The sequence below is a fragment of the Nonomuraea roseola genome, from assembly GCF_039535395.1.
Lineage (GTDB): Bacteria > Actinomycetota > Actinomycetes > Streptosporangiales > Streptosporangiaceae > Nonomuraea > Nonomuraea roseola.
In genome coordinates this window covers 61,390-81,093 of sequence record NZ_BAAAXC010000011.1, presented here as the reverse complement: position 1 = coordinate 81,093, position 19,704 = coordinate 61,390, and the positions used below count along the sequence as shown (strand labels likewise).

Genomic DNA, 19,704 nt, shown 5'->3' with positions numbered 1-19,704 from the left:
GCCGATGCCCCGGCCGGCGGGGGGTGGCTACGATCGACCGCGTGCACCACGAACCGCCTCGGCCCCCTCTGCTGCAACGCCTGCCGCCTGGCACGTCGGCGGTGCTGACCGGGTGTGCCGTGGCGATCTTCGCCGTGACGCAGTACGTCATGCTGCTGAACGAGGACGAGGACGTCCATCCGGAGGGCATGGCCCTTGCCGGTGTGGCCGTGGCCATGGCGCTGCCTCTTGTGTGGGCGCGGCGCCGGCCGGCGCCGGTGCTGGTCGTGATGCTGGGCGAGGTGGCAGCCGCCATGGCGGCGGGAGTTTCGGCCGAGCAGATCTGGCCGGTGCTCCTGGCGGCCGACATCCTGGTCGGACTCATCGCGGCCACGCGGACACACCGGGCCGGTATCACCGTGGCCGGCGTGACGCTGGCCGTCCAGGAAGCAGCCTGGCACCTGGACCTGTGGCGCAACGGCTACCGCGCCCTCGCCCCCGGCTTTCTCGCGCTGACGATCCTGCTCGCCGCGTTCGTCGTGCTCGCCTGGCTGGCAGGGGCCGCGATCCGCCAGCGGCGCGAGTACGGCCAGGCCCTGCGCGCGCACGCCGCCGCCCAGGCGGTGACGGCCGAGCGGTTGCGCATCGCCCGGGAGTTGCACGACATGGTCGCCCACAGCATCGGCGTCATCGCCATCCAGGCCGGCGCGGGAAGAAGGGTGATCGACGCCCACCCGGCGCAGGCGCGCGACGTGCTGGACGCCATCGAGACCACCAGCAGGGAGACCCTGAAAGGGCTGCGGAGCATGGTAGGTGTGCTGCGCAGGAGCGAAGCGCCCTCACCACAGGTGGGGCTGGCGAGCCTCGACCGGCTCATGGCCACGACCACCGCCGCGGGTGTCCACGTGGACCTGCGCTGGCAGGGGGAGCGCCGTCCGCTGCCCGCCCCCGTCGACCAGTCCGCCTTCCGCATCGTCCAGGAGGCGGTGACCAACGTGGTCAGGCACGCGGGCACGCCGCACTGCCACGTGTCGATCGACTACGGGGGCGAGGAACTGCGCATCGAGGTCGTCGACGACGGGCGCGGCACCACCACCGCCGAGGGGGACGGATTCGGCATTCCTGGGATGCGAGAACGGGTCGCGCTGCTGAACGGCCACTTCATCGCCGGGCCACGGCCCGAGGGCGGTTTCCGGGTCGCCGCACGTCTGCCGATTCCGGCAGGGGCGCCGTGAAGATCCGTGTCGTACTCGCAGACGACCAGCCCCTCGTGCGCGCCGGACTGCGCATGGTCGTCGCCGGCACACCGGACGTCGACGTCGTCGGGGAAGCAGGAACCGGGGCCCAAGCCGTACAGCTGGCCAGACAGCTGAGCCCCGACGTGGTGCTGATGGACATCCGCATGCCAGGCATGGACGGCATCGAGGCCACCCAGATGATCACCACCGACGCGCCCGCGGCCAGGGTTCTCATCCTGACCACCTTCGACGACGACGACAACGTCCACGCCGCCCTCCGCGCAGGGGCGAGCGGATTCCTGGTCAAGGACATGGCGCTGGAGGACATCCTGTCCGCCGTCCGGGTGGTCGCCGCGGGAGACGCCCTGATCGCGCCCAGCGTCACCCGCCGCCTCATCGAGGAGTTCGCCGCCAGGCCCGCCCCCGTGCCCGAGCCGCGCGAGCTCGCGGGCGTCACAGGGAGGGAACGCGAGGTGCTGATCCAGGTCGCGCGCGGCCTGTCCAACGCCGAGATCGCGACCAAGCTGCACATCAGCCCCGGCACCGCCAAGGCGCACGTGGCGAGCCTGCTCCAGAAGCTCGATGCCCGTGACCGGGTCCAACTGGTCATCATCGCCTACGACGCGGGCCTGGCCTCCCCGTCCCGCTGACCGACCGCGCGGACGCCGGACCCGGCGGGCCGGGCCGAGCCGACCTCCACCGGCGGCACCGAGCAGGCCGCCGCGGCCCAGGCCAGACAGGTCACCGTCACGGCCAACCGCGTCACACGAAGGCCGGGCTCGTCCCGGATGAGAGCCGGGATCAACGGCGGTACCGGTAGTGCGGGATCGCCTTGACGGTGGCGTACGTCCTGAAGTCGGCGTCGCCGTTCTCGTAGTCCCACCACGCCTCTTTCAACCGCGCATCGACCACGTTGCACGTGCTGCTGCGGGAATGGCCACGCTTGATGGGGCCGAGGTAGATCGTGCCCTTGCCCACGTAGCGTCCATTGACCCTGAGGCGACAGGTTCCGCCCACCCAGGCGATGTCGTACCGGCTGGTGTTCGTCACCTTGATGCGGATCTCGCAGGCCGTCTTGCACCACCCGAAGCTGAGCTTCAGCCGCGGAGCGGCCGCCGCGGCGGCGGGAGGTGCGGCAAGTGAGCTGACCAGCAGAAAAGAGCCTAAGAATGCGAAGAATCGTTTCACGTCTACTCCCGGTAGAACGGATTCGGATGGTCGGACACAGGCCCGCGGCGGCGGCTCAGGAAGTGAGCGCCTACTCCGTGTCGGTAACATACACGACGTATGTCACACGGTTTGCAGGCTTCCTGTCAAGAGCCGCCTCGGGGCCGTATCGGCCACGCCGGGCGGGGCCGTCAGGCAGACCGAACCGGACTGACAGGGCGGGTTCCGGATCCATGCCAGTCATCCTCACGGTCCCCGCCCGGTGGGTCATCCGCCAGTGGAAGGGCATTCAAGCGACCGAACCCGCAGGTGGGCGGCCAGAGTCTGATCTGGTCCGGCAGCAGGATCGTCGCCAGCCGGACCCTCTCGGCTTCAAGGGCACCGCGGCCACCGCCGAGTTCTCCGCCGACGGGAAGTACATGGTCACGCTCAGCGGCCTGAGCGGCCAGCGCGGGCTGGACCACCACGGCGGCCATGGCGGCCTGCCGTCCAGGGGCGTATCGGACGGCGGCCGCCAGCGTGATGCCCAGGCACAGGCCCATCTCGACGAGCAGGTCGCCGACCGGGAAGTAGGCGTCGTCGGGGAGGCGGGACAGGATGGAGGCGAAGGCGATCAGCCAGACGGCGACCGCGGCGCCTCCGGCGAGCAGGCACCGCGGCGCCTGCCGTACCCACCCGGGACAGGCGCCGCGCCCAGGCCGGCGGACATGGCGTCGACCAGCGCGAAGGCGGCGGCCGAGCCGAGCAGGACGCCCGCGACATCCAGGCCTCGGGGCGGTTCATCGTTCGCGCGGACAGGCACTGACCTGCGACGGACACGTGATCTCCGCCCACGGTGAGTGTGACCGGCGTTGAGCCCTGGTCTGTCTGTCCCCCACACCCGTTGGGCGGGGGCGGGTGTGACTTCCGCTCGTGGAGGTCGTGGCCTGAACATGAGCACCTGAGACCTGGCGGGGGCGTTTCTACCGAGCGGAGTTGCTGCTGGAAGCAAGAAGAACGGCACTGCTTCCAGCAGCAGTCATCTGAACGTCAGTCGATGTGCGCGCGCTTCGGCTGCCACTGCACGCTGACCGTCCGGCTGACTGTCGTGCCTGGTCCGGGCGTTCGGCGACTGATCCGTCCTGAGACCTACAACGGACGTCCCTCACTGCCGTAGTAGTCCAGGTCGGTGCCCACGTGCGGCTGGAAGCACTCGGCGTGCGCGTCGTCGTGGTCGTACTCGTCGGTGAACGACATGCTTCGTGTTCGTCCTTCTGAATCTCGTCTCGTTGCCCATGGGTCAGGCAATGATCTTGATTTGCAGCTTGCGGGAACTTCGCAGCGGCCGCTACCAAATGCCCTATAGTTCCGGCCGGAAACCTGTTGAGTTGTGATGTGTCTCATGTACTGCGAGGGGCCGAGACGGGGTATGACCAGGGGAATTGCTTGGCGCGCACCATGCGAGCGCGACCTCGAGCGGCTGCGCGGTGACCTGGCCCCGAAGCGCCGGCTGGCAGCGGCCGAGCCGGCCACAGTGGCCGTGGTGGCACAGGCGCGCGCCCAGACCGAGACCGAAAGCTGTTCGACCTGGTCAGCGGCAGGCTGGTGGGCAGCCCGCGGCCGGTGTCGGCCACGATGGACGACGTGGACCTCCGCGACCGGATGCCGAAGCTGGTCTTCATGCCCAGCGGCGACCTGCGGGTGCTGGTAGGCCGGTCCGCTCAACGCGATATCAGGTCGGCGATGTCGGTGCCGGCTCGGAGTAGCGCTTCTGATTGGCTCGCGACTGTTCGGAGTCGGTTCTGGAGCGCGGTGCGGGCGTCGTCGGTGTCGCTGATCCTGCGGAGGGATTTCATCACCGCTTGTACTGCGGGGATGCGGTAGCCGCCGGCGCGTAGCGCAGCAACGATTCGCGCTTCCCGGATCGCTGCGAGCGGGTAGTGCCGCATGTTGAGCCCGGCGGTGCGTTCGGGGGTGACGAGGCCCTGTTGTTCCCAGAAGCGGAGCGTGGAGGCGCGCACGCCGATCGCGTTCGCCAGTTCCGAGATGCTCATCGAATCGGCGGGCGTAGGCGCCGCGTCGTGGGAGTCCTCCTCGACGATGCCGTCGAGCGCCTGGAGGGCTGCGATGCTGTCGTCGCGGGACCGAGCCAGTGCGACGTGAAGTGCGACGATACGGGCGATTGCTTGGTCATACGGGAGGGTCTGTGCTTCTCGCAGCGTGCTGCGAGCCGCGACCGGGCCGACGGCGATCGCGAGATTGCGGTAGGCGCGCAGGGCTGTGACGTGCTCGGAACCAAAGCGGCGGTACCCATTGGGTTGCCGGATGGCGGGAGGTATGACGGCGAGGCGTTCGAGGTCGCGAATCTGCTGGACGGAATAGCCGGTGGCTGCGGCCAGACTGCTCGTCGTATACGCCTGGGGCGCGGACACGATGGTCGCTTCCACGATCCCAACCCTCCATAAGCACTTCAAGTTCACACTTGAACCATGACTTCGGAACAGATTCTCACAGAGATCAGAAGCTACGTCGGTGTGCTGGAGCTCGCACCCCAATCAGGAAGCGAGCACCCCGAGATCTCCTGGGGGGACTTCTTCTTCTACTACGCCCCAGATGGCGAGGTTCCGCGGAACAGGCAGCCCTACGCGACGATCGTCACGAAGGACTACCCGGATGACGTCGAATCGCGCCTCGATGCGCCCGACCGGTGGCGCCTGAACATCCACGTCGGGTCACAGCTGTTCACCGACCTCGTCGGATACCCGCCCGAGTCGATCGAGGAATCGACTGTCGACTTCAGCGAGACGGACACGTTCCTCCCACACCCGCTCTACGGCGCCTACGGCTGGGTCGCGGTAGTGAACCCGGGCTCGCGCACCACGACTCGCGCGTTGGCGGCTCTCCACGAAGCTCACCTCGCCGATCAGCGCCGCGTCGAGCGCCGCCAGGCTCGGGGCGGCGCCGGCCCCGCCCACGACTGATGAGCCCCGGCGGCCACCGCAACGCGCCGCTGACCATCGAAGGCCGCCGCCGCCTTGTCGAGCGATGCCGACTCGCCCGATCGCCCATGTCGCCGCAGAGATGGGGATCTCCCGCGCCACGGCATCGAAGTGGGTGAACCGTTACACGCAGTTCGGACCCTACGTCAGCCCACCGCGACGGAGGGGTCGATCATTACGCGTATCGAGTGGATGCGGCGCGAACACAAGTGGTCGGCGGCGCATCGGTTTCGAGCTGGAGCGGGAAGGCGTCACGATCAGTCGCCGCGCTTACCTCCACTCTGCGATCGACGGTCACACGCGCCTTGCCTACACCGAGTCCCTCGACGACGAGAAGGGCGCCACCGCCGCAGCATTCCTCGATCGCGCACGGGAATGGTTCGCCGCCCACGGCATCACGCGATCGAACGCATCGACAACGTCCTGGCCCCATACAGCTAGCGCTCGGCGATGCCGAACTATAGCGTCAGCCGGGCGGCAGCTCTTGGCGTCCCAATCGTCGAGGACATGAATCCGGCGCGTCGAGGCAGTGGTAAGTTCGCTGCTCCATGCCGGGACGGCCGCCTGCGGGGGCGGCCGTCCCGGCCTCCATGGATTGTCGGTGCCGACCGGCATGATGAACGCATGAGCGACGCACCCCCCATGATCCTCCTGGCCGATCACGCCTCCTACGCCGAGGCCGTGCGCGAGGCCGTCGGAGCCTCCGCCGCCTACTACGCCGACGGCACCTCCGCGCTCGACGACGACGCCTACGACCGGCTGGTGCGCGGTATCGAGGCCTACGAGCAGGCCCATCCCGACGAGGTGCTGCCCGACTCACCGACGGGCAAGGTGGCCGGTGGAGCGGTGGTGGGCGACGTGCCGCACACGGTGCCGATGCTCTCGCTCGACAACGTCTTCAAGCCCGAGCAGCTGGCCGGTTGGGTGACCTCGCTGGAGCGCAGGCTCGGGCGGCAGGTCGCCGCGTGGAGTGTGGAGCCCAAGCTCGACGGGCTCGCGGTCTCCGCGCGCTACCGGGGTGGGCGGCTCGTCCAGTTGGTCACCAGGGGGGACGGCACCGCCGGTGAGGACGTCTCGCACGCCATCGGCACCGTCGTCGGTCTGCCGGAGCGGCTGGCCGAGCCGGTGACGGTGGAGTTGCGCGGCGAGGTGATGATGACGGCCGAGCAGTTCGCGCAGGCGTGCGACAAGCGCCGCGCGCACGACGGCACGACGTTCGCCAACCCGCGCAGCGCGGCGGCGGGCACCCTGCGCGCCCAGGACCGGGCCTACACCTGCGAGCTCACCTTCTTCGCCTACGGCGCGCTGCCGCTGCCGCCGCAGGACGACTCCGAGTTGGCCGCGCGGCTGCGGGAGCTGCCGCACAGCCAGATCATGGAGTGGGTCGCGGGGCAGGGCGTGCGCACCACGGCCGTGACGGCCGTGGCGGGCGTCGTCGCCACCGACCTCGCGGGGGTGCAGGAGCGGATCGAGCAGATCGCCGCACTCAGGGCCGAGCTGCCCTTCGGCATCGACGGCATCGTCGTCAAGTGCGACCTGGCCGGCGACCAGGCGCAGGCCGGGTTCGGCACGCGCGCGCCGAGGTGGGCGGTCGCCTACAAGCTGCCCGCCACCGAGAAGATCACCAAGTTGGTCGCGGTGGAGTGGAACACCGGCCGCACCGGCGTCATCGCCCCGAGGGCCGTCCTCGAACCGGTGGAGCTCGACGGCAGCACGGTCAAGTACGCGACTCTGCACAACGTCGCCGACATCACCCGCAGAGGGCTCATGCTCGGCGACAGCGTCGTCGTCTACAAGGCGGGCGACGTGATCCCGCGCGTGGAGGCGCCCGTCGTGCACCTGCGCACCGGCGACGAGCGGCCGATCGAGTTCCCGCAGGTGTGTCCCTCGTGCGGCGACGGCATCGACGCCTCGCAGGAGCGGTGGAGGTGCGTGCGCGGCAGGGCGTGCAAGGCGAGCGCCTCCATCACCTACGCGGTCGGGCGCGACCAGCTCGACATCGAGGGCCTCGCCGACAGCCGCATCCTTCAACTGCTGGACGCCGGGCTCATCGCCGACTTCGCCGACCTGTTCTTCCTCACCCGCGAGCAGCTCCTGCCCCTCGAGCGCATGGGCGAGGTCAGCAGCGACAACCTGCTCGCCGCCATCGAGCAGGCCAAAACCAGGCCGCTGAGCCGGGTGTTCTGCGCGCTGGGGGTGCGTGGCACCGGCCGGTCGATGAGCCGCAGGATCGCCCGTCACTTCGCCACGATGGAGGCGATCAGGGCGGCCGACGCCGAGGCGATCCAGGCCGTGGAGGGCATCGGCCCCGAGAAGGCGCCCGTGGTGGTGGCCGAGCTGGCCGCGCTCGGGCCTCTCATCGACAAGCTGGTCAAGGCGGGGGTGACGATGACCGAGCCAGGAGCCGTGCCACCCACCCTCACAGGCCAGGGCCCCGATCCTGTAGGCCACGCACTCGCGGACGACGTGCCCGAGCTGCCACTGGCCGGGATGTCAGTGGTCGTCACAGGGGCGATGAGCGGACCGCTGGAGGCGCTGTCGCGCAACGAGGTGAACGAGCTGGTCGAGCGCGCGGGAGGCAAGGCGTCCTCGAGCGTGTCGGCGAAGACGTCACTGCTGGTGGCGGGGGAGAAGGCCGGATCCAAGCGCACCAAGGCCGAAGCGCTGGGCGTACGGATCGTCACCCCGGAGGAGCTCGCCGACCTCGTCGCGGCGTTCAGATAGGCCGCCCACGCCAACCGGAAGCCGCCTGACCGACCGCGACGAAAGGGGCGACCGGGGCGAGCAGGGGGAGGACGGGCTAGCGCGACCGGACTGGGAGGTGGCGAGGACGGGCTAGCGCGACCGGGCAGAGCGGGTTGGCGAGGGCGGGTCGGCGTCCGCGCGTCACGGTGATCAACGCGGGTCGCGTGCCCGTTGTAGGGGCATGGACGAGCCGTTGCGCCCCTCAATGCAAGCCTGGCCGGGCCAGTGGTCGGAGCGATCCTGGATCAGACGATCGTCCGGCCCACTCGCGTTCGCCCAGGAGGGCGGGGTGGTGTCGGGGTCGATGAGCGTCCGATCGGTTGGCGCTGGGCCGGCGTTGGTGGCTGGACGGAGGTCGTCGACCGTGCGGTGCGCCCGCACCCGCTCATGGCGGCGGAGGCGGGGCTGGGCTGTCGATCGCCTTCCGGCGGCGGCATGGCGAGGCCCGGGGTCGCAGAGCGTCCGGCCGGGATGGCGACCACGGAGGCGGCGGTGGGTCCGAAGCCCGTGGTCGGGCGGCGGCCGTCGATCGTGCGGTCCGCTCTCGCCCGGCGGTGACGGAGGCGTGGAATCTCGACCGTGCGTCCTGTTCGCAAACGCCTCCACGGAGGCGAATCGGAGTCTGGGATATCGATCGTGAGGCTGACCTCTCGGTGGCGGCAGAGTGAGGGTGGAGCGGGGGCGATGAGCGTGCAGCGGGTTGGCGGGCGCGCAGGCGGCGGTGGGTCCGGAGTCTGTGGTCGGGCGGCGGCCGTCGATCGTGCGGGCCGCTCCCGATCGACGGTGACGGAGGTTCGTGGAATCTCGACCGCACCCATTCGCAAACGCATCCACCGAGGCGGAGGTGGGGCCTGGGATGTTGACCGTGCTGCCCATTCGCAAACCCCACGGAGGCGGAGGGGAGGCTGGGCTGTCGAACCATGCGAGCTCACGTGCACATGCGCCACGGTGGCGGAGGCAGCGGCTGGGATGTGTCGATCGGGTGGTCCGCTTGCCGGGGTGTTCTGAGGGCTAGGAAGCTGGTCAGCTCGGGTGCTCTGGGGTTGAGGTGTGATCGTAGGGTCCGCTCGTGCCGGCGTACCTGGGGGCGGGCCGCCCCCGGATATGGGGGCGGCATGGAAGTCATGGGTTGACGTACTGGGTGGCGTACTCGCCCTGCGGCGGGATCGGGGTGATGACGTCGATCAGGATGCCGTTGGGGTCGGCCACGATGAAGTGGCGCTGCCCGAAGTCCTCGCTGCGCAGCTCCAGCTCGGCGGACAGTCCTTCGCGCACGACCAGCCGCTCCCACTCGGCGTCGACGTCCTCCACCTCGAAGTTGAGCAGCAGCCCCTGCGCGGCCCTGCCCCGATACCGCTCGGGGATGGTGGGGTGGCTCGGGTCCAGGAGGGCCAGCTCGTACGGCCCGCGGCGCAGGCTCACGTACCAGTCGGCCTCGAAGGTCGTCTCGAAGCCCATCAAACGGGTGTAGAAGTCGTGCGACTCCTTGAGGCTGGTCGTGCAGATGACCGGATAGAAGCTGGTCAGCGTCATGGTGAGTCCTTTCACATACCGACGGTATGTCAGCATACCATCGGTATGTGAATGGGACGGCGAGGGCGCGGCAGCGCGAGGAGACCAGGCGGACGCTCGTGCGCGAGAGCAGGCGACTGTTCGCCGCGCGCGGCTACGGCGCCGTCGGGCTGTCGGAGATCGTCCGCGCCGCTGGCGTCACCAAGGGCGCGCTCTATCACCACTTCGACAGCAAGGCCGAGCTGTTTCGCGCGGTGGTCGAGCAGGTGCAGCAGGAGGTCGGCCGGCGGGTGGCCGAAGGAGCCGACGCCATGGACGACCCGTGGGACCAGCTCGTCGCCGGCTGCGAGGCCTTCCTCGCCGCGGGCGCCGATCCCGAGGTGCAGCAGATCATGCTCATCGACGGCCCCGCCGTACTGGGCTGGAACGAGTGGCGGGCGATGGATGAGGCCGCCTCGGCCAGCCACCTGGCCGACGCGCTGGCGGCGCTGGTCGAGGCAGGGGTCATCGCCGGCCAGCCGCTCGCGCCGCTGACCCGTCTGCTCTCGGGGGCGATGAACGAGGCGGCGCTGTGGCTGGCCTCCTCGACGGGCCCGAACGACCTGGCCGACACCCAGGCCGCCCTCGTGCGGATGCTGGAGTCGCTGCGCGTGCGTTCGTGACCGGCTCGGCGCACCAAAGCGCCAAACGGAATGATCTCTCCTGTGCCTGGCCCACATGAGATGGCGCTGACCTACGCAGCAGAGCGGCGCGCGGTCGCCATGACGACCACGCAGCTCAGCCACGCGGTGGCCAAGGCGACGCCGCTGCCCCAGAGCGGCGTCGCCGACTGGGACATCCCCCTCGAGCTCGACATATGCAAAGGGCTCGACCTCCGGCCAGGCCGTGAGCCGGGCCCCGGCTGGAGGTTCAGCAGCCCACCTGACGCGCGCTTCCGGGCCCGGGAACGGACGGTCGGGGTCTCCGTGTCGCCTGCCTACGCCCGAAGCCTCGCCCAGCGGCAGCAGCCAGTCCATCGCTTGTGAAGACTGCCTTGCCATCGTCGCGGGCCAGACCGCCCCGGGCGTGACGGTCCTGCGCGCGCAAGGAGCGGCCGCCGGCGTCGAACCCGTTTAATCCAGACAGGCCGCAGACGACCGCGTCCTGGCTCTCGGCTCCACACCCCTGTATCCGCGTACGCGCCTACCCGCGCGAGCGCCTGAGCCGGTGCGGCGCCCGGTGGGAAGGGACCTGTCCACGGAGGAGGGGGCGATCCGGGGACAGGTCGGCTCACAACCGCTCGACGAACCGGCCCCGCCCGTCCCTGAGGGCCAGGCCGCCGCGCAGGGCATCCCTCTGGTTTCGGTCGATCATCGCCCCTGGTGGCACGTGACATAACTCAGGCGCGATCGTAAGGCGCAGCGCCTTACCTCCTCCAGCGGTGTCCGTCACCTGTCCGGGTTCAGCGGCGCAGGGTGGTCGGCTGCTCGATCCGTGACAGTTTTTCGGGGTTGCGCACGGCGTACAGGCCGGTGATGAGACCGTCGTCGATGCGCACCGCCAGGACGGTGTCGATCTCGCCGTTGAGCCGGAAAATCAGTGCCGGATAGCCGTTGATCTGTGTCAGCTGCAGCGATGCCGCGGTGATCGTGCTCAGCCGCCCGGTGGCCAGCACGTGAGCCACCTGGTCGGCGCCGACGACGGGCGTCAGCGCGGCCTGGACGACTCCACCGCCGTCGCCCAGCAGGACGACGTCGGGTGCGAGCTTGTCGAGCAGATTCTGCAGATCGCCGGTTTCGACCGCCTGTTGGAACGCCTTGAGCGCCTCGTGGGCCTCGGCCGGGGGGGACGACCCCGCGCGGGCGGCGAGCGGCGACGTGCGCCCGGGCCCGGTGGGCGATCTGGCGGACCGCGGCGGGGGTCTTGCCGACCGCTTCGGCGATCTCGTCGTAGCCGAGGTCGAACACCTCGCGCAGCACGAACACCGCCCGCTCGACCGGCGCGAGCGTCTCCAGCACCAGCAGCATCGCCATCGAGACGCTGTCGGCCAGCACCACGTCATGGGAAACGTCCGGCGCGGTCAGCAGCGGCTCGGGCAGCCAGGGGCCGACGTAGGACTCCTTGCGGCGGCGGAGCGTACGCATCCGGCCCAGCGCCTGACGCGTGGTGATCCGGACCAGGTAGGCGCGCCGATCCCGCACTTGGTCCAGATCGACGTCCGCCCACCGCAGCCAGGTCTCTTGCAGGACGTCCTCGGCGTCGGCGGCCGAGCCGAGCATCTCGTAGGCGACGGTGAACAACAGGTTGCGGTGGGCCACGAACGCCTCGGTGGCTGAGTCCACGCGGCCACGGTCGGCGGGCGGCTCGGGTGTGTCCATGGCCGGTTCGCTGCGCTCGCTCATCGTGGGCTTCTGCCTTTCGGTGTTGATCGTGCCACACGCACAAGACGCCGGTCCCCACCCTCTTGTGACAGCCAGAGCTTGTGATTCATGTCACACGATCGAGGTGTCACGGGGGCTGGGTCACCGGCATCTCCATGGTCATCAGACGCCGCGCGCCGATGATCCACGCCGGTGATCCGCGCGGCAGGTATCTCCAGTAGTGAGGACGAAGTCATGGAAGCTCGTATGGACCTGTTCGGCAGCCCCGTCGCAGCCAAGGCCCTCAAGCACATCGCTTCGGCGAGCATGGTGCTGATCAAGGAGTCGACGTTGCCGTCGGTGACCCGCGATCTGGTGCTGCTGCGCGCCAGCCAGATCAACGGCTGCGGCTACTGCACCGACGCGCACGCCAAGGATCTGGCGCACGCAGGGCAGAGCGCCACGCGCGTCAACCTGGTCGCGGCCTGGCGGGAGAGCACGGTGTTCACCGACGCCGAGCGCGCCGCGCTGGAGCTGACCGAGCAGGGCACCCGCATAGCCGACGGTGCCGGCGGCGTCACCGACGAGGCCTGGGCCAACGCGTCCAAGCACTACGACCAAGACCAGCTCGCCACCCTGATGCTGGTCATCGCCCTGATCAACGCCAACAACCGGCTCGGCGTCATCAACCGGATGCCCGGCGGCAACTACCAGCCCGGCCAGTTCGGCTACTAGTCCGGCCAGTTCGGCTCGGCAGTGCGAACCCACGTCACCAATCCATTGAAACCGAACCATCGTCATCAACTCCGGCAAGGAGTGCATCATGGCCACCCGTGTGAACCTGTTCGGCAGCCCGGTCATCGCCAGGGCCCTGCGCCTGGCTGCCGGGCCGGGGGGCGGGAATGGGGATGACGGCGCGCTGGCGGTGCGGGCGGCTGACCAGCTGTCGAGCGGCTTCCTGCTCAGTCGCGCCTTCTTCGTCATCGTCGCGGCGCTCGGCAGCAGGTCGTACAGGGTGGCCTGGCTGATCCCCGAGGCTGTGGCGTCAGGTCTTCGTGAAGGCGAACGGGCTGCGAGGCGGGCAGCGCCTCCAGGGCGGCCTGGAAACGGGCGTGAGCGTCCGGAAACAGCCACCGGGTCCGCGCTTCCTCCGGGCGCACCCGCTCGGCTGCATGAGCCGCTCATGCTGGGCGAGGGAGTCGGGGCAGTCGGTGTGCGAAACGGTGTGATCAGAATTGGACGTTGGTCATCGTGTACCACGTCGGAACGAATACCAGCAGGGTCAGTGCGATGAGGACCGCGAACGACTTGAGGGCGCCTGAGGTGGTGATGATCGCGGGTGCGACGGGCCTCAGCCTCCATCGTCCGACCGCGATGAACGCCGCGACGCCTCCCAGCAAGAGATTCGCGGGCACCAACGCGTATTCGCCGCGCATGATATGAAAACCAGCCGCGAGGATCATCGTCAGCGCCAGGCCAACGGCGGCGAGCGGCGTCAGCTTCGGTTTGACCCCCGTCATCGCCGGCAGGATCAGGCCGACCCCGCCAAGTACCTCACAGATCCCGATGAAGACGATCAGGGACTGCGGCACCGCGGCGTACCACGCCACGGCCCGGGGCGCTGCCGCATACAGGGCTTCGTCGTACAACAGCACTTTGCCGAAACCGCTGCCGGCGAAGAAGAAGCCGAACAACACTTGGAGTGACCAGAATGCGCCGTTGAGCGTGAACCTCTTTCCGCGCTCCTTGGGCTGCTGCTCGATGTTCTTGACGTCGAGTGAGTTCTCGCTGACGTGCTGGCTCATGTCGTGTCACTGCCTTTCTTGTCGGGTTGGCCGGGGAACGCGCTGGTTCTGTTCGTTCCGTTGTCAGCGTGTGGTGCTCCGTACGTGCTGACAGGACACATCTGACCACCGCAGCAGGGTCGCGCGCGCCGTCCGCGGGACAGGGCGGGACACGCGAGACGCGGTCTAGCTGCGAAAACAAGAATTTGGCCCGTGACTGCGGGCTGGGACGGTAGCCGCGGTGCGGGGATCGAGCGTCCACGACGGGGTGCCCGCAAGGCTCGCGTTCACGGGGCCCAACCGTGTGATCTTGATTGGTGACCTGCACCGTTGATGTGGGCGAAGCCGCTCGTCTGGCCGCTCCCGCGTTTATCGGCTGCGCTCACAAAGGGGCATGGTCAGGACGACGTCAGCACGCTGATCGCGGCCTCGGCGATCCCTTGTGGGGGAGGAGTGTCCGGGCATAGGCGGGCATCAAGGCCGTCTCTCACTGGCGTTGCCACGGGTCATGACATCGGCAGCGGCGGTAACCCCGAGTGTGAGCTGCGTATCAGCGCATCGTCCAGACGAACGCCGCTTTCCAGTTCGATCACGGCTAAGCATGCCGAGGTCATGTCCACCGCTGCTTCCCCGTCCTCGGTGTCATAGCCGGCGCCGAGGAGTTCGGCGTAGCCAACCAAGGGACCGAGGTGATCTGCCCAGTGTGTGAAGGGTATCCAGATCTCCTCAGGGTGTTCGAGGTGTCCTTCGGCATCTCCGTAGCGGACATACATGCTGGTGTTGCCTTCGATGTCGAAGGCCAGGCTCCAATGCCGAAACCCTTCGCCTGCGAGCCGATCGATCGTCTCGTTGCGGTAACCGCCCGGGTTCCGGTCGAACATGACGATGCCGGTGCCGATCTGGTAGAGGGAAAGACCGCAATCGCTGTGCGGCTCTTCATGACCCCGCACCATGGCCGGGTCGAATCCCAGGCGACGAGCGGCATCCTCGATTGCGAGAACACCAGAGCCCGGCATGGTCACCGTGTACGCGAAGGTGTGAAGTGCCAAGGCATCGTAACGAGCGATGATCTCATCGAACACGAACGGATCAACCTCTCCAGCGGGTCGGAGCCACCAGCGCAGGCGCGGTATCGCCAGCGGTGGACGGGCGTGGTCAGCGAGCCGCGCTCTGCGCCCAGCCTCGAGTACCTCGCCACTCTACGGAGCACATCGCAGGCTGGCGCTCTGGAGAAACCATTCTCGTACGCGCCGTGCTCAGCAAGCCACCGGGAGCTGACTCACTGCTTTGGGCCATGCGCTCCATGTCTGGCGCCGTGACCGGAAACGATCATCGGGCTGGGTGAGGTCGCAGGCTGCGTTCGCCCTGGCTGCCGCCGCGCTCCTCATGGCCGCCGCGGCCGCCCAGCGACCCGGACGCCATGGTGGAGGAGCAGCATAGGCGTAGGAGGACCCGTCGCCGGGGGACCTGGTCGCGCCACGTGCTCCACGCTCTGCGGACGAGTTGGTCGCCGCCGATCCACAACCGCCATGACACCTTCCATCGGGCGTACTCATTACTGATGGGCCGCCTGCGGCGGTAGATGACCGGGTCCGCCTTGTAGCGCTGCGCGAAGGTGATGACACCCCGAAGAGGGTGGTCCGCACCCCGTCGACCGCGTTGCCGACCGACTCATGGCTCGCGGTGGGTGGTAGCCCGCTCACCGAGGCGGCGGAGCCTCCCGGCAACGGTTTCGTCCTCGGTGAGCACGACCTGACCAGGGCTGCTCGTCGAGACGGCCTGAGGTGTGCGCCGAGGCGACAGCGGCGCAGGATATTGTCGCGACCTCATGCTCAGTGCGGGCACCCGAGCGGACGGTCAGGACATCCCTCTCGGCGTGACGCGCGAGGAGTGGAAGACCGGCGCGGCCGAGGACCGGCCTCCTACTCCTGCTCGGCGCGGACCCGGAGCAGACCGGTCCCTGTAGGAGGCGCGCCGAAGCACGCACCATCTGAATGTCGGTTCGCGTTGAGCGACGGGTGAGCACCCCTTCCGCGCTGACGAGTGCTCACCCGTTTCCACTTCAGAATCCGGGCGGTGGAGTCGCGCCTGCCCCTGGCTCGATGTGCAGGACGATCACGCCGTCGTTGTAGGTTTCCGCTGTCGCCACCTTCCAGCTCGGATCGATGCGGGAAGCGGGCACGCCCTGCTCGAAGCGAACGCCGTGGCCCCCGTCCCGAAGCGGCCAGTCGAGCTCGTAGGCCACCTTGAGGTCGCGCTCGCGCACGACTTGTACCGCCTCGGCCACCGAACGTCCCTGCAACTTCACTCCGGCCAGCGCCTCACCTGGCCAGCTCGCATCGGCAGGATAGGAATACCTCTCGCCCGGCTTCGCCGGGCGGCCCAGGTGGAACTGCGCGGACCCCTTGATGCCGGCGGTCACGCGGAAGGCCGTCAGACACCCTTCGACGCGCTCGCCACAGTCGGACAGGGTGGACGACATGCGTGCGTCGGGATCAGTCTTGTCGAACCCGACGACGGGCGCGCGCTGCTGCGGCGAGACGGGGATCAGTTCGACCGTGATGCCGTCCAGCCCGACCTTCCTGAAGGCCTTCTCCAGTTCGGCGGGCTCGGGATCGCCGTCAGTGATGTAGAAGACGTACCAGTCGCCGTCGCGGTCGATTGTCACAGCCTGGCTGGCGTACACCTGCCCGGACTCCTTGAAGAGGGATGGTACGACGACAAAGGCTCCAGCCAGGACGGCCACAGCGGCCAGGCCCAGCAGTGCGCGGCGGGGTGACGGCGTGAGCCGCCGCCGGGCCGGCTCCTGCTCCAGCAGGACGATCTCGGCCAGCAGCGCGTCCGCCCCCGCGGTGGACGCCCGGCCGGCCAGGTCCTCGTCCAGCACCCTGGCCCGGTTCTTGAAGATCTGGTCGTTGTTCACCGTGACTCCTTCTCGATGAGCGGCCGCGCTTCGAGGCGGGGCATCGATGGGCAGGTCTTCTCCAGCGCCGTGGCGAAGCGCTTGCGGGCGCGGTACAGGCGGATGCGGGCGGCGTTGCGTGAGCAGCCCAGCACCGCGGCGATCTCTCCGGGGTCGAGTTCCTCCCAGACGGACAGGGCCAGCAGCTCGCGATCATCGTCGGAGAGCATGTTCATGGCCTCGTCCACTTCGTCAGCCCCTGTCTGAGGAGAGGGCATGGCGTAGAGGACTTCAGCCTCGGCCGTGAGTTCGGCGTGTTGAGTGGCTCTGCGTCGCTCGCCACGACGGTGGTTGGCCAGGACCCGCCGGGCCACGCCGTACAGCCAGAGCCTGCCGGCCTCGCCACGCGGAAGCTCCCCTATGCGCCGCCACGCGATCACGTAGGTCTCGGCCACGACATCGGCGGCGTCTTCGGGAGAGGAACACCGCCGCATGGCGTAGCCAAGGATCTGTTCATACGTGTGCCGGTACATGGCCTCGAACCGGTGCCGGCTGTCTGTTTCATCCATGCGTCATCCTCATCGGACCTTCCGAACGCTTTCGGGTTTCGTTTCCTACGTGTCCGCGAGCGACGGCAGAATTTCAGGCCACGGGCAGAGACTCGAGGAGATCGCGCCGTGGCGGCGCCTCGGTACCGCTATGTGTCACCTCGGCGGAGGAGGGTGCTGGCGTGGCCGTCGGCTCACCTAACGGGGTCGGACCGGGGTCGTGATCGGGTCCAGCGTCGAGCCAGGAATTCCCCTGCGCCGATCGGATCTGGACACGCCCGTGGTGACCGGCCATGCCAGGATGTGCCGCATGTCTCCCATGATCGAGAACTCCGCCGGGCCCGCCGGCCAGACCGTGGCCAACGACTACGACAGCTTCGCCGAGGCGTACGCGGCCGAAACCGAGGCCAACCTCATCAACGGCTACTACACGCGGCCCGCGATCCTGGACCTGGCCGGAGACGTGGCCGGGCGGCGGATCCTCGATGTCGGCTGCGGTGCCGGTCCCCTGCTCGCGGCGCTGCGCGAGCAGGGCGCCATCGTGACCGGCGTCGACCCCAGCGCCAGGATGCTGGACCTGGCACGGCAGCGGCTCGGCGAGGGCGCGGCCCTGCATCAGGCCGGTCTGGGCGGCGGTCCTCTGCCTTTCCCTGACGGCGCGTTCGACGATGCCATCGTGTGCCTGGTGCTGCACTACCTGGAGGACTGGAAGGGACCGCTCGCCGACCTGCGGCGCGTGCTTGCGCCCGGCGGCCGACTCATCGTGGCGGTCAATCACCCCTTGATCTACCCGTTGGCCTATCCCGATGCCGGCTACTTCGCGATCCGCGAGTACTCCGAGGACTACACCTTCAGCGGCCAGAGCGCCGTGCTGACGTATTGGCACCGGCCGCTGCACGCGATGACCGACGCCTTCACCGCGGCCGGCTTCCGGATCGCCGTCATCAGCGAACCGCGCCCGGCGCCAGGGGCACACGAACTGTTCCCCGACGTCCTCAAGGAAGCCGACTCGACCTTCCTGTGCTTCCTGTTCTTCGTCCTGGAAGCCGTTTAGCCTCACCGATCAGGCCCCGAACGCCAAGCCGCCCAGCCGAGCAAGCCCGGCCGGGCGAACACAGCCTGAGGCGCCGCTGGACTGATCTTCGCCGGTATGGCTGCCGTTCCCGCGTCCGCCGACACGCCGAAACCCTTCGCCGCCGCCCTGGCATCGGCCCCAGGGCGGCCTCCGAGGCCGACGCCGAGTACCACCTCGGGCTGCTCGACCTGGATCCCGTCGAAAGGGACCACCATTCGCGCACCACTTCACAGGCGGCGAACCCTGACAACAGGCGCGTGACGACTGGGACAGACTTCGCCGACCTTCGGCGGTGGGCCGGTCGTGCCAGGCACTCCACGGCCGGCGCCAGGCACGGAACGAGCAGGACGATTTCTCGCGTCCTGTCCACCTCGTGAACCCGCGGGGCTGTGTTCCCGACTGTTGTGGGTGAGGAGGCAGCGTGACTGACGAACTGCTGGTGGTGCGGTGCCAGCTCGGAGAGCGCGAGGCGCTCGCCGAGCTGGTGCGCGCATGGCACGACCCGGTGTGGACCTACGTGCGGCGCATGCTCGACCACGGCGACGCCGACGACGTGGCCCAGGAGGTGTGGCTGGCCGTGGTGCGCGGCCTTCCCAGGCTCCGGGAGCCCGGAAGGTTCGCGCCGTGGCTGTTCACGATCGCGCGCCGCGCGGTGACCAACAGGCTGCGCGAGGAGTACGGCAGGCAGGAGACGACCACGGCGTCCGGCCAGGTCACCGAGCACGCGGACGAGCGGGTGGTCGAGGACAGGGCCGAGGTGATGGCGGACAGGGCCGCGCTGGTCGCGGGGCTGTCCGGGCTGCCCTTGGTCGAGAGGGAGATCCTCGTGCTGTTCTACCTCGAAGACCTGTCGATCGAGGACTGCGCGCAGATCTGCGCCATCCCGGTCGGAACGGTGAAGTCGCGCCTGTCACGGGCCAGGCGCCTGCTGAGAGAACAACTGGGTGAGAGGGGAACGCGATGATGGACGCCGACGACATGATCAAAAGGCTGTCCGGGCCGGTGTCGCTGCGCAGGCGCATGGCGTACGTGGTGGCGCTGGTCATGGGGCTGGGCGGGGCGCTGGCCATCGGGTTGCTGTGGGCCACGGAGGAGCGGCTGCCGCCGGTCTTCGGGGGCTTCGCCGTCCTGTGCCTGGCATGGGCCTGCTACGGCGGCTGGGCGCTGACCCGCAGGACGCCGCTGTTCGCGCTCGACAGGGTCATCGGCGGCTGGATCGCCGTGGCGGCGACCTGGCCGCTGACCCTGCTGACCGTCGCGCTGGCGGTGGACAGGCCGGGCTGGGCGGGCTGGGCGGGCGCGGCGGTGAACGTGGTGCTCGCGCTGGTGGCGGCCGTCGTGCTGGTCAGGGCCAGGTCGGCGCGGGCGGCCCTGCTGCGCCGCAAGCACGAGCTCGGCGGCTGATGTCACACTCCTGGCGCCCACGCGCTCTCAGGA

17 protein-coding genes and 3 pseudogenes are annotated in these 19,704 nt (G+C 69.1%); 12 read left to right on the top strand and 8 right to left on the bottom strand.

The window, feature by feature from the left end:
* The first annotated feature begins 41 nt into the window (after window positions 1-41).
* Entirely contained in the window at window positions 42-1,214 is a 1,173-nt protein-coding gene (locus ABFX55_RS11690; RefSeq protein WP_346120335.1) for a sensor histidine kinase, read from the top strand.
* Window positions 1,211-1,867, top strand: a complete 657-nt coding sequence (locus ABFX55_RS11685) for a response regulator (protein ID WP_346120333.1) — start codon at window positions 1,211-1,213, stop codon at window positions 1,865-1,867. The genes ABFX55_RS11690 and ABFX55_RS11685 overlap by 4 nt, the downstream gene beginning before the upstream one ends.
* 151 nt (window positions 1,868-2,018) lie before the next feature.
* Here ABFX55_RS11685 and ABFX55_RS11680 read toward each other — a convergent pair whose 3' ends face one another.
* On the bottom strand, window positions 2,019-2,405 hold the full coding sequence (locus ABFX55_RS11680) for a hypothetical protein (RefSeq protein WP_346120331.1): 387 nt from the start codon (window positions 2,403-2,405) through the stop codon (window positions 2,019-2,021).
* Window positions 2,406-4,084: 1,679 nt separating this feature from the next.
* Entirely contained in the window at window positions 4,085-4,810 is a 726-nt protein-coding gene (locus ABFX55_RS11675) for a MerR family transcriptional regulator (RefSeq protein WP_346120330.1), read from the bottom strand.
* Between the two features lie 42 nt (window positions 4,811-4,852).
* On the opposite strand from ABFX55_RS11675, the gene ABFX55_RS11670 reads away from it, so the two are divergent.
* The 4 genes and pseudogenes from ABFX55_RS11670 to ligA all read left to right on the top strand — a co-directional run bounded on the left by ABFX55_RS11670 (window position 4,853) and on the right by ligA (window position 8,086).
* Window positions 4,853-5,344, top strand: coding sequence for a DUF6194 family protein (locus ABFX55_RS11670; RefSeq protein WP_346120328.1), 492 nt, complete (start codon window positions 4,853-4,855; stop codon window positions 5,342-5,344).
* Window positions 5,344-5,477: pseudogene (locus tag ABFX55_RS49795) on the top strand (hypothetical protein); the annotation flags it as partial. The gene ABFX55_RS11670 and the pseudogene ABFX55_RS49795, both read left to right, overlap by 1 nt.
* Window positions 5,478-5,633: 156 nt before the next feature.
* A pseudogene (locus ABFX55_RS49790) lies at window positions 5,634-5,765 on the top strand (IS481 family transposase); the annotation flags it as partial.
* 221 nt (window positions 5,766-5,986) lie between these two features.
* Window positions 5,987-8,086 carry an NAD-dependent DNA ligase LigA gene (ligA, locus tag ABFX55_RS11660; RefSeq protein WP_346120327.1) on the top strand — a complete coding sequence of 700 codons (2,100 nt, stop codon included), beginning with the start codon at window positions 5,987-5,989 and terminating at the stop codon, window positions 8,084-8,086.
* A 1,143-nt stretch (window positions 8,087-9,229) separates the two neighbouring features.
* Here ligA and ABFX55_RS11655 read toward each other — a convergent pair.
* Window positions 9,230-9,640, bottom strand: a complete 411-nt coding sequence (locus tag ABFX55_RS11655; RefSeq protein WP_346120445.1) for a VOC family protein — start codon at window positions 9,638-9,640, stop codon at window positions 9,230-9,232.
* Between the two features lie 47 nt (window positions 9,641-9,687).
* On the opposite strand from ABFX55_RS11655, the gene ABFX55_RS11650 reads away from it, so the two are divergent.
* Together ABFX55_RS11650 and ABFX55_RS11645 are read left to right on the top strand one after the other, a co-directional pair.
* Window positions 9,688-10,281 (top strand): TetR/AcrR family transcriptional regulator, encoded by a 594-nt coding sequence (locus tag ABFX55_RS11650; RefSeq protein WP_346120325.1) that lies wholly within the window; start codon window positions 9,688-9,690, stop codon window positions 10,279-10,281.
* 42 nt (window positions 10,282-10,323) lie between these two features.
* The gene (locus ABFX55_RS11645; RefSeq protein WP_346120323.1) at window positions 10,324-10,644 is read left to right on the top strand and encodes a hypothetical protein; all 321 of its coding nucleotides are present in this window, start codon (window positions 10,324-10,326) and stop codon (window positions 10,642-10,644) included.
* A gap of 416 nt (window positions 10,645-11,060) precedes the next feature.
* On the opposite strand, the pseudogene ABFX55_RS49785 reads toward ABFX55_RS11645, so the two are convergent.
* Window positions 11,061-11,976, bottom strand: a pseudogene (locus ABFX55_RS49785) (RNA polymerase sigma-70 factor).
* Window positions 11,977-12,213: 237 nt separating this feature from the next.
* Between ABFX55_RS49785 and ABFX55_RS11630 the strand changes: the two are divergent.
* On the top strand, window positions 12,214-12,693 hold the full coding sequence (locus ABFX55_RS11630; RefSeq protein ID WP_346120322.1) for a carboxymuconolactone decarboxylase family protein: 480 nt from the start codon (window positions 12,214-12,216) through the stop codon (window positions 12,691-12,693).
* 494 nt (window positions 12,694-13,187) lie between these two features.
* Here ABFX55_RS11630 and ABFX55_RS11625 read toward each other — a convergent pair whose 3' ends face one another.
* From ABFX55_RS11625 to ABFX55_RS11610, 4 genes are all read right to left on the bottom strand, one after another.
* A complete protein-coding gene (locus ABFX55_RS11625) occupies window positions 13,188-13,763 on the bottom strand; it encodes a DoxX family protein (RefSeq protein WP_346120321.1) in 576 nt (191 codons plus the stop codon).
* Between the two features lie 485 nt (window positions 13,764-14,248).
* Window positions 14,249-14,824: a hypothetical protein gene (locus ABFX55_RS11620; protein ID WP_346120319.1), complete on the bottom strand. Its 576-nt coding sequence runs from the start codon at window positions 14,822-14,824 to the stop codon at window positions 14,249-14,251.
* 980 nt (window positions 14,825-15,804) lie between these two features.
* Window positions 15,805-16,665: a hypothetical protein gene (locus tag ABFX55_RS11615; protein WP_346120318.1), complete on the bottom strand. Its 861-nt coding sequence runs from the start codon at window positions 16,663-16,665 to the stop codon at window positions 15,805-15,807.
* Complete coding sequence (locus ABFX55_RS11610; RefSeq protein ID WP_346120317.1) at window positions 16,662-17,213, bottom strand: RNA polymerase sigma factor; 552 nt, start codon at window positions 17,211-17,213, stop codon at window positions 16,662-16,664. The genes ABFX55_RS11615 and ABFX55_RS11610 overlap by 4 nt, the downstream gene beginning before the upstream one ends.
* 298 nt (window positions 17,214-17,511) lie before the next feature.
* Here ABFX55_RS11610 and ABFX55_RS11605 point away from each other — a divergent pair, with 298 nt between their 5' ends.
* The 3 genes from ABFX55_RS11605 to ABFX55_RS11595 all read left to right on the top strand — a co-directional run bounded on the left by ABFX55_RS11605 (window position 17,512) and on the right by ABFX55_RS11595 (window position 19,671).
* Window positions 17,512-18,246, top strand: a complete 735-nt coding sequence (locus tag ABFX55_RS11605; RefSeq protein WP_346120315.1) for a class I SAM-dependent methyltransferase — start codon at window positions 17,512-17,514, stop codon at window positions 18,244-18,246.
* Window positions 18,247-18,688: 442 nt separating this feature from the next.
* On the top strand, window positions 18,689-19,231 hold the full coding sequence (locus tag ABFX55_RS11600; protein ID WP_346120314.1) for an RNA polymerase sigma factor: 543 nt from the start codon (window positions 18,689-18,691) through the stop codon (window positions 19,229-19,231).
* Window positions 19,228-19,671 (top strand): hypothetical protein, encoded by a 444-nt coding sequence (locus tag ABFX55_RS11595; RefSeq protein ID WP_346120312.1) that lies wholly within the window; start codon window positions 19,228-19,230, stop codon window positions 19,669-19,671. The genes ABFX55_RS11600 and ABFX55_RS11595 overlap by 4 nt, the downstream gene beginning before the upstream one ends.
* The last annotated feature ends 33 nt before the right edge of the window (window positions 19,672-19,704 follow it).